This is a genomic window from Rhodospirillum rubrum ATCC 11170, from assembly GCF_000013085.1.
Taxonomy (GTDB): domain Bacteria; phylum Pseudomonadota; class Alphaproteobacteria; order Rhodospirillales; family Rhodospirillaceae; genus Rhodospirillum; species Rhodospirillum rubrum.
In genome coordinates this window covers 3,899,892-3,912,162 of sequence record NC_007643.1, presented here as the reverse complement: position 1 = coordinate 3,912,162, position 12,271 = coordinate 3,899,892, and the positions used below count along the sequence as shown (strand labels likewise).

Below are 12,271 nucleotides of genomic sequence, written 5' to 3'. Positions count from 1 at the left end.
TTTACGGGGCGTTCAGCATGAAGGCATGCCAGATCTGCGTGGGCAGAATACCGCCGGTGACATCGCGCATCGGCGTGCCATCGTCATTGCCGACCCAGACTCCGGCCAGGGTTTTGCCGGCATAGCCGACGAACCAAGCGTCGCGGTATCCCTGGCTGGTTCCGGTCTTGCCGCGCGCCGTGCGATCGGGCAGCCCCGCCGCCCGTCCGGTTCCCCAGGACACCACGGCGCCTAGCATCGTATCCATCGACCGGGCGAGTTCGGGCGCCACAACCCGGCGCGGCCCGCTGTCCTGGCGTTCATAGAGCAGGCCGCCATCGCGATCGGCGATGCTCAGAATGCCGTGGGGCACCACCGCATAACCGCCGTTGGCGAAGGGGGCATAGGCCGCCGTCAGATCCAGCGGCGAGACCTCGAAGACGCCGAGCGCGATCGAGGGCAGGGGCGAGAGCGATCCGATAACCCCCAGGCGATGGGCGACCTTGACCACGGCGCCGCGCCCGGCGGTTTCGCTCACCCGCACCGCCACCGTATTGAGCGACTGGGCGAAGGCCTGGGTCAGGCTGACCCGCCCCTTGTATTTGTCCTTGTAATTGCCCGGCGACCAGCCGTTCACCGTGATCGGCGCGTCGTCCATCATCGTCGAGGGCGTCAGCCCAGCTTCCAGCCCCGCCAGAAAGACGAAGGGCTTGAAGGCGCTGCCCGGCTGGCGGCGGGCCTGGGCCGCCCGGTTGAACGGGCTGGTCGCGTGATCGCGCCCCCCCACCATCGCCGTCACCGCGCCATCGGGGGCGAGGGCGACCAGGGCGGCCTGACTGGCCTTCATCGCCGCGCCTTTTTCGGCGAGCAGCCCGGCCACCGCCGCCTCGGCCGAGCGCTGCTGCACCGGATCAAGGGTGGTTCGCACGATCAGATCGCGGTCGCGGGGGCCGGCGAAATCATCGACGCGCTCAAGGATCCAATCGGCGAAATAACTGCCCATGCCGCCGCGCCGGGCGCCGGGAATCGCCCCGTCGGCCAAGGCCGCGGCCTGTTTGGCCAGGGCCGGGGTGATCATCTTGGCCTCGACCATGTTTTGCAGCACCTGAAGGGTGCGAACCCGCGATCCGTCGGGATTGGTCACCGGGTTCAGGCGCGAGGGCGCCTTGGGCAGCCCGGCCAGCAACGCCGCTTGGTAAAGATTGATCTGCCCCACCGGCTGGTCGAAGTAGCGCCGCGCCGCCGCATCGACGCCGTGGGTGCCCGCGCCCAGATAAACGCGGTTGAGATAAAGGCTGAGAATCTGGTCCTTGGTGAAGGTTTGTTCCAGCCACAGCGCCAGCAAGACCTCCTGGATCTTGCGTTTGAAGGTGCGGTCGTGGGTCAGGAACAGGTTCTTGGCGACCTGCTGGGTGAGCGTCGATCCGCCCTGGACCACCCGCCCCGCCCGCAGGTTGACCACGCTGGCGCGGGCGATACCCACCAGATCCAGGCCGAAATGCTTGAAGAACCGCCGGTCCTCGGTGGCGAGAATCGCCAGAACCAGGGCGCGGGGCACGTCGCTCGTGCGCACGGTATCGCCCTGGATATCGCCAAAGGAGGCCAATTGGCTGCCATCGGCGGCAAGCAGCGTCACCGAGGGCCGCCGCGTCACATTGGCCGACGTCACCGGGTCGGGCAGGTCATGGCCGAACCATACGACCACCCCGGCCAGACCGATCACCATCCAGATCACCCCGACCAGCATCAGGCGGATCAGCGGCCAAACCCACCGCCGCCGCGGCCGGCGCGGCGCCTTGCGCGCCGGTGAGCGACCGGGCTTGCGGCGACGGGGCGGCGGGCGCGGCGAGGGGGCGGCGCGTCGGGGCGCGTCGTCGCTTAGCTCCGGCACCACCCGCTCGGCGATCAGCGGCGGGCGGGAGGGGGCGGAGGCCTCGAAAACGGGCGCCATGCGGTCTGTTTGGGGTCTGCGAGCCATGCCGATTCTTGGCGGAAACCGTCGTTGGGGGGGGACGTCGATGAGGGCGACGGTCCCCTTGAAGCGCCTGCCGCTTGTCTCTATCCTGTGGGTTCAAGGAGTTTGGCGTGCTTCCTGGATTAAGGAGATTCTTGCGCGCCGGGGTCCAAGGAGTAGGGAAAGTGCCGGAAGAGAGCCTCCGGCGCAAGAGGCGCCGAAGGCCGAAAGGGTTTGCCCCATGAGACTACCCCCCTTGCCCGAAGATCTTCGGGTCCGGCTGGATGCCCTGGCCAAAAGGGCAGGAAAGTCCACCGAGGACTGCGTCGCCCAGGCGATCGCCGAATATGTCGAGAATTGGGAGGCCTATCACCGGGCGGTGGATGCGCTGCGCGAGGACGAACCCCGGCCGATTCTGACGGAGGCGCCCCTGTGATCATCGCCCGCCGATCGGGCGAGACCGGTAATTTCCGCCGATCGGGCGAGACCGATAGACCGCTGAGAGCCGGTGTGCGGTGAGCCCTCCTCGGCTCGAGGATCCCATCACGAAATCAGAGGCCGGCGTTTCCCCCATGCTTTCCCCCCATGAGGCCAGGGACCGCCATCGCCACGATGTCATCACTCGCAGCCTCCTTGTCGGCGCCTTGCTCTGCGCGATCTTCGCGCCTTTCGATTTCTTTCTCACCGGCTATTGGGTCGACGCGACGGTCGAGGCGCTGGGAGCGGCGACGCTGCTTGCGCTGGGGGTCTTTCTGCGCCGGGGCGGCGATCGGCTGGTCGCCGCCCTGATCGGCCATATCATCGGCGGGGCGGTGATTCTGACCGTGGTGTTGGGGGGGAAGGCCCAAGACGCGGTTTTTTCCTGGGCCGTGCTGTTTCCGGTGCTTCCCTTCTTCGTTCTCGGCCAACGGCTGGGGCTGTTGGTCTCCATCGTGTTCGCGACCACGGCGACGGTCGGCGTCACCATCCTGGCCGTCCTTGACGGAGCGCAAGGCTTCTCGTGGATCGCGCCCTTCAATCTGGCCGGTGCCCTGGCCGGCTGCACGGTGCTGGCTTATTTCTATGAAGGAACCCGCGCCAAAGCGGCGCGGCAGCTTGAAACCCTGGCGAAATCCGATCCGCTGACCGGTCTTGCCAACCGCCGGGGCCTGCTTGACGCCTTCGGCGGCGCCGTTCTGACGCGCTCCCGGGCGCCGCACCGGCTTTCGCTGCTGGTCCTTGATCTCGATCATTTCAAAAGCATCAATGACCGCTACGGCCACGAGGCCGGCGATGGGGTGCTTTGTCATGTGGCGCATGTGATCAAGGGGATGATACGCGCCAACGACCTGATCGCACGCATCGGCGGCGAGGAATTCGCCCTTTTGCTGCCCGATACGGATTTGGCCGGGGCCCGCGAGGTGGCCGAAAAGATCCGCAAGGCCATCGAAAGCACCGCCCTGATCGGCCCTGGCGGCTCCTTGTCCGTCACCGTTAGCATCGGCGTCGCCGAACTCGATCCCCAATACCCGGACTTCGCCGCGCTTTTCTCTTCCGCCGACCACCGGCTGTATCAGGCCAAGAAGGCCGGCCGCAATCGGGTGAGCGCCGCCACCTGACCCGCCGGCACCGTCGTTGCGAAACGCTCCTAAAAGGGGATTCTCCACCTCGACGACACCCGGAGAGGTGGTCGGGGGCGACACGTGAAACGAGAATGCCTTTCCGTTGGGCGCATTCTTGGATTGACGGCAAATTGACCACGGCCGTAGCGTGACGAAGGCCTTTCCTTTCGAAAGCGTAAAAAGGCCGTTCCTCCATTCGGAGTCCGCCATGCCGCCGAGGCCTTTTGACGAGATGACCAATCCGGACGGGGGCATCCGCTCCCCTTACGGGCTTTATAGCGACTGGGTCAACCAGACTCCGCTTGATGTCCTGCGGCAAAAACACGCCCAGGCCGATGTGCTGTTTCGCCGCATCGGCATCACCTTCGCGGTTTATGGGGACAATCAGGGTGGCGAGCGGCTGATCCCCTTCGACGTGGTGCCGCGCATCATCAGCAAAAAGGAATGGGACATCCTGTCGCGCGGTGTCTGCCAGCGGGTCGACGCCTTGAACCGCTTCATTTACGACGTCTATCACGATCAGGAGATCCTGAAGGCCGGCAAGGTGCCTAAGGGGCTGGTGCGCAACAACGGCCAGTTCCGCAAGGAGATGGTCGGCTTCACGCCGCCGCGAAACCTCTATGTGCAGATCGCCGGCATCGACATCGTGCGCACCGCCGAGAACGAGTTCCATGTGCTCGAGGATAATCTGCGCACGCCCTCGGGGGTGTCCTACATGCTGGAGAACCGCGATGTGATGACGCGGCTGTTTCCCGAGCTGTTCAACCGTCACCCGGTGGCCCCGGTCAATCATTACGCCCAGGAACTGTTGAAAACGCTCCAGTACAGCGCTCCCGACCATGCCGATAATCCCACCGTTGTTGTGCTGACCCCGGGCCAGTACAACAGCGCCTATTTCGAGCACGCCTTCCTCGCCGACGAGATGGGGATCGAACTGGTTCAGGGGCAGGATCTGTTCGTCGAAGGCGGCCATGTTTACATGCGCACCATCGCCGGGCCCCAGCGCGTCGATGTGATCTATCGGCGGATCGACGACGATTTCCTTGATCCGCTGGCCTTCCGCAAGGACTCGATGCTGGGCGTGCCCGGCTTGTTCGAGGCCTATCGCAGCGGCGCCGTCACCCTGGCCAACGCCATCGGCACCGGCATCGCCGATGACAAGGCGATCTATGACTTCGTCCCGGGGATGATCGAATTCTACCTGGGCGAAAAGCCGATCCTGCGCAACGTGCCGACCTACCACCTCGATGACGACGACGACCGCGCCTATGTGCTTGAGCATCTGGCGGAGTTGGTGGTCAAGGAGGTCCATGGCTCGGGCGGCTATGGCATGCTGGTCGGCCCGAGGGCCAGCCGTCAGCAGATCAGCGATTATCGGGATCGGATCCTGGCCGATCCGGCCAATTTCATCGCCCAGCCGACACTCGCCCTCTCAACCTGCCCGACCTTTGTCGATCAGGGGCTGGCGCCCCGCCACGTCGATTTGCGGCCCTTCGTGCTGGCGGGCAAGACCACCCAGGTGGTGCCCGGCGGGCTGACCCGGGTGGCGCTTGAAAAAGACTCGCTGGTGGTCAATTCCTCGCAAGGGGGTGGCACCAAGGACACCTGGGTATTGGAGCGCTGATCCCATGCTGAGTCGCACCGCCGACAATCTTTACTGGATGACCCGTTACGTCGAACGGGCCGAGAACATGGCGCGCATCCTGGATGTGTCCTATCGGATGAGCCAGCTTCCGCGCAATGGCACGGATGCGGCGGTGGAATGGGAACCCGCCCTGATCATCTCGGGCCAGAAACCCGATTTCGAGACGCGCTTCGAGGAGATCACGGCGGGCAATGTCATCGCCTATATGGCGCTCGATCCCGAAAACCCGTCGAGCATCGTCTCCACCCTGCACGCCGCGCGCGAAAACGCCCGGGCCGAGCGCTTCGTGCTGCCCCAGGAGATGTTCGAAGGGCTGAACGCCACCTGGCTGGAACTACAGTCGCTCAGCTATGCGAGGCTGGTTGATTGGGGCTTCCGCGAGTTCTTCGAATGGGTCAAGGAGCGGTCCCACCAGTTCCTCGGCACCACCATCGGCACCATGCTTCAGACCGATGGCTTCCATTTCACCCGGCTGGGCACCTTTATCGAGCGCGCCGACAACACCGCCCGCCTGCTCGATGTGAAATACCACGTGCTGATGCCCGACGAGAACCGCCTGGACGAGGCGGTGGATTACTACCAATGGGGGGCGGTGTTGCGCGCCATGTCGGCGCTGAAGGCCTATCGCATGGTCTACCGCGACACCATCAAGCCCCGTCAGGTCATCGACCTTCTGACCCTGAAGCGCGAATTCCCGCGTTCGCTGCATCTGTGCTACGAGAACCTGCACGATTTGCTCGAACATCTGGCCCCCGGCGCCGAATGCACGCGGCTGACCGGCGAGATGCACGCCAAGCTGCGCTATGGCCGGATCCAGGACATCACCCGGCGCGGCCTGCACCGCTTCCTGACCGATTTCATCACCCATAACGCCGCCGTCAGCGCCGAAATCGGCCGCACCTTCCATTTGGTCGCCGATATCGGGGTTCAAACGCCGGTTAAGGAGGCCAAAGAGGCCAAACGCGCCGATGACGGCGGCGAAGCTGAAGAGGCCGGCTCCGTGCAGCAGCAAAGACAATAGCGGGAAAAAGGATCGACTTCCCTCTCAGGACAGCATCGCCAGCCCGAGGCCGATGGTCAGGGCGAGGGCGGTTTCCAGCCCCGCCGTCCGCCCCAGGCAGTCGGCGAAGTCGGCCGCCGTGGTGGCTTGGGCGAAGCGCCGCGCCGCCCGCCAAGCCAGCGGCAGGCAGGTCAGCCCGAGCAGGGCCCCGGCCATCGGCGGCGCCACGAAGCCAAGGGTGACAAGCAGGGCGAAGGCCAGCCCCAGCATCCCGGCGTAAAGGGTCCGCGCTTTCCCCGGGCCCAGGCGGATCGCCAGGGTGCGCCGACCGGCAAGACGATCGTCGTCATGATCGCGGGTGTTGTTGACCAGCAAGACCCCGGCGGCGGGCAGGCCGAGCACCGCGCCCAGGATCACCGCCGGCAGGCTCCAGCCACCGCCGCACAGGAAAGCGGTTCCGGCGACGGCGGCGATGCCGAAGAAGGCGATGACCATGACCTCGCCCCAGGGCCCGCGCGAAATCGGCCAGGGCCCATCCGAATAGCCGTAGCCGGCGAGCAGGGCGAGCAGACCAATGCCAAGGATGGGCGGGCCGCCAAGTCCGACCAGATAGATCCCGCCCAAGGCGGCGAGCAGGAAGGCGGCAAAGGCGGCGCGGCGGACGGCGGCGGCCGACAGCCAGCCGCGCTGGGTCACCCGGGGCGGTCCGATGCGGCCGGCCCGATCGGTGCCATTGAGAAAATCGGCGGCGTCGTTGAACAGATTGGTGCCGATCTGAATGGCCATCGCCGCCAGCCCGGCAATCAAAGCGGCATCAAGGCGCAGGCTTGCCGTTTGGGCCCAGGCGAGGGCGGCGCCGACCAGAACCGGCGCAAGCGACAGCCCCAGGGTGCGTGGGCGCGCGGCCGCCCACCACACCAAAGGTGACGGCGGGCGCTGGGGCGTCGGCGGGGGGCGATCGTCCTTCATCGCGGGAAGGTCACGGTTTCGACCGTGGCCGCCAACCCCAGGCCACCGGCGATCGACAGCAAGGCCATGCCCCGGCGCTGCTCCCCCGTCGGCAGGGCGCCCGTCAGGTCATGGAACAGCCGGGTCATCAAGATCGCCCCGGAGGCGCCATAGGGATGACCAAGGGCCAAAGCCCCACCCCCCGGGCAGACCAGGGCCTCGGGGATCGAAAGCTGGGCCAGACAGGCCAGGGTCTGGGCGGCGAAGGCCTCGTTGAATTCGATCTGATCAAGCGTGGCGAAGACCAGCCCCCCCGCCCGCCGGGCCAGATGGCGGGCCGCCGGCACCGCGCCAAGCCCGGGAAAGGCCGGATCGCCGCCGCCCGCCGCGCCATCAACGATGCGCAAGGCGTGGGTTACCCCCAAGCGGCGGGCGAAGCCGGCCTCGACCACCATCAGCAGGGCGGCGCAGTCATTGGTGGCGCAGGAATTGCCCACGGTGACGGTGCCCCCCGCCCGCAGCGGCTTCAAGCGGCCAAGCCGGGCGGCGGTCAGCCCGGGGCGCGGGCCCTCGTCGGCCTCGGGTGGGCCATAGACCGACACCAATTCCCCGGCGAAGCGGCCGGCCGCCTGGGCGGCCAGGGCGCGGGCATGGCTGCCGGCGGCATAGGCGTCCTGGGCGGCGCGGCCGATGCCGCAGGTCTCGGCCACCGCATCGGCGCCTTCGATCATCGACGGATCGCGGTGCCCGCCGCCCGAAAACGGCGCCTGGGCGACGAAGCGCGGCAAATCGGTGGGCGAGGACGGCCGTTCCACCCGCCAGGGCGCGCAACTGGTGCTTTCCACCCCCCCGGCCAGGATAACCCTGGCCGCCCCGGCGCGGATCTTCCAGGCCGCTTGCAAGATCGCTTCAAGCCCCGAGCCGCATTGGCGATCGACGCTGAGCGCCGGCACCGCCGGCGGCAGACCGGCCTCGAGGGCGCAGGAGCGCGCGACATTGCCCCCCTGCAGAACATTGCCCAAGATCACCTCGTCGATATCGGCGCCATCAAGCTGGCAATCGGCGAGCAGGGCGTTGATGACCGGCGCGGCCAATTGGGGGGCGCTGCGCGCCCGGAACAGGCCCGCCGTCCGCCCCACGGCGGTTCGGCGGGCGGCGATGATCACCGCATCGGTCATGGAGGGATCCTGGAGAGCCAAGGGAGGAGGGGGGTCAGCGCGACGACAGCGCCGGATAGCCCCGACGCACGGTCACCGCCACCAGACCGGCGACAACGGCCTTGATCGCGTCACCGGGCAGGAAGTTCACGGCGATCGCCAGGACCGCCGACAGGGAATTGCCGGTGACCGCCACCCAATAGGGGATGCCCACGGCGTAGAGCACGCCGACGCCCCCCAAAACGCAGGCGAGGATGGTCAGCGGCACCGAGGTCGGACGGCGGAACAGGCCGACCAGCAGGCCCACCGCCCAGGCGGCGATCGGAAAGCCGATGACGAAGCCGCCGCTCGGCCCGGCGAAAACGCCAAGCCCGCCCCGGCCCCCGGCGAGCAGCGGCAGGCCAAGGGCTACCAGGGCGACAAAGATGGCCATTGCCCCGAAACCCCGGCGGGCGCCAAGGATCGCCCCGGCCAGCATCACCCCCATCGATTGGGCGGTGACCGGCACGCCAAGCGGCAAAACGAATTGCGGCAGCAGGCCAAGGGCCGCCATCACGGCGGCGAACAGGCCCATCAGCACGAGATCGCGGGTCGTCAGGGTCATGGTCTCACTCTCCGGCGGCGGCAGGAAAAAGAAAAGCGGCGCCCGGCATCATGGTCCGTCGAGGTGTGCCGCGTCCAGACCGGAGCAACGCGTGCCGCGTCCAGACCGAACCGACGCGTGCCGCGTCCAGACCGAACCGACGCGTGCCGCGTCCAGACCGAACCGACGCGTGCCGCGTCCAGACCGAACCGACGCGTGCCGCGTCCAGACCGAACCGACGCGTGCCGCGTCCAGGCCGCGCAAACGGGCGGTCTCATATCTCGGCCAGATCGACCCGGCGGTTGAGGGCCCGCCCGGCCTGGGTGCGGTTCGACGCCACGGGCGCCAGCCAACCGGCCCCCCGGGGGACAAGGCGCCCGCGCTCGACACCGTGGTCCTCGACCAGGGCGGCGACCACCGCCTCGGCCCGCCGCGCCGACAGGTCGAGGGCCTCATCCAGGGCGTGGCGGTCGTCCGTATGGCCCATCACCATCAGCGACAGCCGGGGATCTTGTTTCAGCACGCGGGCCGCCTCGGCCAGCAAAGGGCCGGCGTCGTCGTCAAGATCGGCCTGATCGCTGGCGAAATGAAGACTGGGGCGCGGCGAGGGTGGGGTGACCGTGCCCCCCACCGTCACGGCATCGGTCGGCGCCGCCGTCAGCGAGACATGAAGGGGTGTTCCGGCGCTTTCGGAGTCTTGGGTAAGGGTCAGCACCGCCCGCAAGGGGCCATCGGGGCCGTCAAGATGGGCGCGCAGGCGGGGGGGCGCCTGATGAGTGGGCGAAATCTCGAATCCGGCCCGCCGCAAGGCCGCGCCATAGGCGTCAAACAGCGCCGTGCCGGGTTTTCCGGTTTCGACCACGGCATAGCGCAGCCGCACCTCGCCGCCGTCGCCGGTCAAGGCGGTCGGATGAAGCCTGTCGGGACCGAAGCCAAGGGAGGCGATGCCGCCGCCAGCCAACCAGGCGCCGGCCAGAATCGTCCACAGCGAATTGCCCTTCATCGACCTCACGCTCCCGCGAAACCAGACGGCCAAGCCCCTTGGCCGCCGACCTCACCCCGCCGCCTAACTGGAGCGCCGGGCGTCGCGGATCCAGAGCGCCAAAGGGCGGTAGCGCATCGATCAGGCCGAGGCCGACCGAAAGGCGTGGCCGCAGTCGGCGGCATACAGTCGGCTATTGGCGAAATCCTCGCTGCCCAGGCCGCGCCCAACCAGGATCAGCGCGGTGCGGGTGATGCCGACGCCAGCGATCTTGCCGGCGATATCGGCCAGGGTGCCGCGTACCACCGTCTGATCGGGCCAGCTTGCCCGATAGACCACCGCCACCGGGCAATCGGCGCCATAAAGCGGGGTCAGTTTGGCTTCGACCTCGGCCAGATTGGCGATCGATAGATGGATGGCGAGCAGGGCGCCGCTCCGCCCCAGGCTTTCCAGATCCTCGCCGGCGGGCATCGGCGAGGCGCGGACCGAGGTACGGGTGAGGATCACCGTCTGGCAGACCTCGGGCAGGGTCAGCTCATTGCCAAGGGCCGCCGCCGCCGCCGCATAGGACGGCACGCCCGGGCAGATGTCATAGGCGATCCCCAGGCCGCGCAAGCGGCGGATCTGCTCGGCGATCGCCCCATACAGGCTGGGATCGCCCGAATGCAGGCGGGCGATATCCTCGCCGCGCGCCGTGGCCTCGGCCATCACCGCGATGATCTCATCAAGATGTAGGGCCGAGGAATCGATCACCCGCGCCTCCGCCCCGGCCTCGGCCACCACCTCGCGCGGGATCAAGCTACCGGCGAACAGCACCACGGGGCAGGACTGGATCAGCCTCAGCCCGCGCAGGGTGATCAGATCGGGGGCGCCGGGACCGGCGCCGATGAAATGGACGGTCATGGGGTCATCTCCTTGGCGGGCGTCCCCGAAAAAGACGGGGCGTCGAGCGGCGTGCGGGCCAACGCGCAGGTGGCGCGCTGGGAGCGGGTTTTGGCGACGATCAGAATGGCGGACTCGCCCGCCGCCGCCAGGGCCGCCGCCTCGGCGACGCCATGACAGCCGACGGCCCGGAACACGGCCGGCGAGGGCGAGGCGAGGCGGGGGGTCTCGCGCTCCAGCACCTGGGCCGGGAACAGCCGCAGCGGCCGATCCAGGCGGCGCGCCAAAGCCCGCACCGCGGGCGCTCCGGCCTTGCGGTCCAGGGTGGCGACACACGACAACGCCTCGGCCGACAGGCCATGGGCGCCCAGCGTCGTCCACACCAGATCTTCCAGTTCCTCGGCCGGGCAACCGCTTTCACAGCCCACCCCCAGGGTCAGCACCCGGGGGACCGGGCGGGCGAAGGGATCGCCCGGCGCAAGGCCGGTCTCGATGCCAAGGATCCAACCTTCTTCGCGTTCCACAAGCTGGCGGTCGCCGGCCGACAGATCGGCCGGACCGCAAAACAGCGGCGCCAGACGCCCGGCGCCATCCAGATCCCACAGGCGGCGGGCCAGGGCCTTGACCTGGGTTTCATCGACCACCTCGCCCTCGGCCGCCCGGCGGGCGACCAGCGAGGGATAGACTTCGGCCACGACGACGCGGGCCGAAGGGTCGGGGAGGCGAAGGCCGGTTTCAAAGGGCCAGATGCGTAAGGACCCGGCCAGCCAGGGGTGGTTGCGCAAACGCCACAGCCGGGGAAGGCCGACCAGGGTCTGGCCGCCGACGCTGCCCGGGGCGCAAAGCTTCCATACCGAGTGCGGCCCGGAGGTCCGGCGCTCGGTCAGCCGCAGGGCGGCCAGCCCGCCGGGCGGGGGGACCGGACGGCGCGCCGGCAGTCCCGCACCCGGCCAGCCCCGGGGGCCGGCCCAGAACGGACCGTTACCGTCGAGCAGGGCGTTCAGCCCTTCGGCGACGGCAAAGCGGTTGTTGGCGTTATCGGCGCCATCGCGGATACGCGCCGCCAGCAGCTTCCACACGCCGCGCCAGTCCGGGTCGCCCGGGACCAGCCGGGGGGCGGTTCCGGCCGGATAGCCAAACGCGAAATCCACGCCAAGCAACACCCGCCGGCCGCGCGCCAGCCGGTCCGACAAGCGGTCGGCAAGCAGCGCCATCGCCGCCTCGCGGGTTGGCGGATTGGCGGTGAAAGACCCGTCGTCGCCGTCCAGGCCGTGGATCCACAGGCTGTTGGCCCCCTGGCGAGGCTGGGCCGCCGCGCTCCAGTCGACGACGAGAACGGCGTCGAACAGGCGGCCCAGGGGAGGGGTCGCGGGAGGGGCCGGGGGTAAGGACGACTCGTCGCCCACGCGCATGATCCCTTCGTCTCCGCCCATCCGGGCCCGTAAAAAAGGGGGGGAAAAGGCCCGACTATAAGGGCTGCCGCCAAGCCGGGGCAAATCTTAAGGTCGGCCTTGGGCCGTAGGGCGAAACGGCCCTTGCC

11 protein-coding genes are annotated in these 12,271 nt (G+C 68.2%); 4 read left to right on the top strand and 7 right to left on the bottom strand.

Features of this window, described 5'->3' with window-relative positions:
* Window position 1: 1 nt before the first annotated feature.
* Window positions 2–1,957 (bottom strand): transglycosylase domain-containing protein, encoded by a 1,956-nt coding sequence (locus RRU_RS17540; RefSeq protein WP_011391140.1) that lies wholly within the window; start codon window positions 1,955–1,957, stop codon window positions 2–4.
* Window positions 1,958–2,174: 217 nt separating this feature from the next.
* Between RRU_RS17540 and RRU_RS17535 the strand changes: the two genes are divergently transcribed.
* From RRU_RS17535 to RRU_RS17520, 4 genes are all read left to right on the top strand, one after another.
* The gene (locus tag RRU_RS17535) at window positions 2,175–2,369 is read left to right on the top strand and encodes a ribbon-helix-helix protein, CopG family (RefSeq protein WP_162470633.1); all 195 of its coding nucleotides are present in this window, start codon (window positions 2,175–2,177) and stop codon (window positions 2,367–2,369) included.
* A gap of 136 nt (window positions 2,370–2,505) precedes the next feature.
* Window positions 2,506–3,531 carry a GGDEF domain-containing protein gene (locus RRU_RS17530; protein ID WP_014626585.1) on the top strand — a complete coding sequence of 342 codons (1,026 nt, stop codon included), beginning with the start codon at window positions 2,506–2,508 and terminating at the stop codon, window positions 3,529–3,531.
* A 211-nt stretch (window positions 3,532–3,742) separates the two neighbouring features.
* Entirely contained in the window at window positions 3,743–5,158 is a 1,416-nt protein-coding gene (locus RRU_RS17525; protein ID WP_011391137.1) for a circularly permuted type 2 ATP-grasp protein, read from the top strand.
* Between the two features lie 4 nt (window positions 5,159–5,162).
* Window positions 5,163–6,200, top strand: coding sequence for an alpha-E domain-containing protein (locus RRU_RS17520; RefSeq protein ID WP_011391136.1), 1,038 nt, complete (start codon window positions 5,163–5,165; stop codon window positions 6,198–6,200).
* A 24-nt stretch (window positions 6,201–6,224) separates the two neighbouring features.
* Here the strand turns inward: RRU_RS17520 and menA are convergent, their stop codons facing one another.
* From menA to RRU_RS17490, 6 genes are all read right to left on the bottom strand, one after another.
* The gene (menA, locus tag RRU_RS17515) at window positions 6,225–7,148 is read right to left on the bottom strand and encodes a 1,4-dihydroxy-2-naphthoate octaprenyltransferase (protein WP_011391135.1); all 924 of its coding nucleotides are present in this window, start codon (window positions 7,146–7,148) and stop codon (window positions 6,225–6,227) included.
* Window positions 7,145–8,305: a thiolase family protein gene (locus tag RRU_RS17510; protein WP_011391134.1), complete on the bottom strand. Its 1,161-nt coding sequence runs from the start codon at window positions 8,303–8,305 to the stop codon at window positions 7,145–7,147. Before RRU_RS17510 ends, menA begins: the two co-directional genes overlap by 4 nt.
* A 34-nt stretch (window positions 8,306–8,339) precedes the next feature.
* A complete protein-coding gene (locus tag RRU_RS17505) occupies window positions 8,340–8,888 on the bottom strand; it encodes a biotin transporter BioY (RefSeq protein WP_011391133.1) in 549 nt (182 codons plus the stop codon).
* A gap of 253 nt (window positions 8,889–9,141) precedes the next feature.
* Window positions 9,142–9,870, bottom strand: coding sequence for an OmpA family protein (locus RRU_RS17500; RefSeq protein ID WP_011391132.1), 729 nt, complete (start codon window positions 9,868–9,870; stop codon window positions 9,142–9,144).
* A 120-nt stretch (window positions 9,871–9,990) separates the two neighbouring features.
* On the bottom strand, window positions 9,991–10,752 hold the full coding sequence (cobM, locus tag RRU_RS17495) for a precorrin-4 C(11)-methyltransferase (RefSeq protein WP_011391131.1): 762 nt from the start codon (window positions 10,750–10,752) through the stop codon (window positions 9,991–9,993).
* Window positions 10,749–12,143, bottom strand: coding sequence for a cobalamin biosynthesis protein (locus RRU_RS17490; protein WP_011391130.1), 1,395 nt, complete (start codon window positions 12,141–12,143; stop codon window positions 10,749–10,751). Before RRU_RS17490 ends, cobM begins: the two co-directional genes overlap by 4 nt.
* Between the last annotated feature and the right edge of the window lie 128 nt (window positions 12,144–12,271).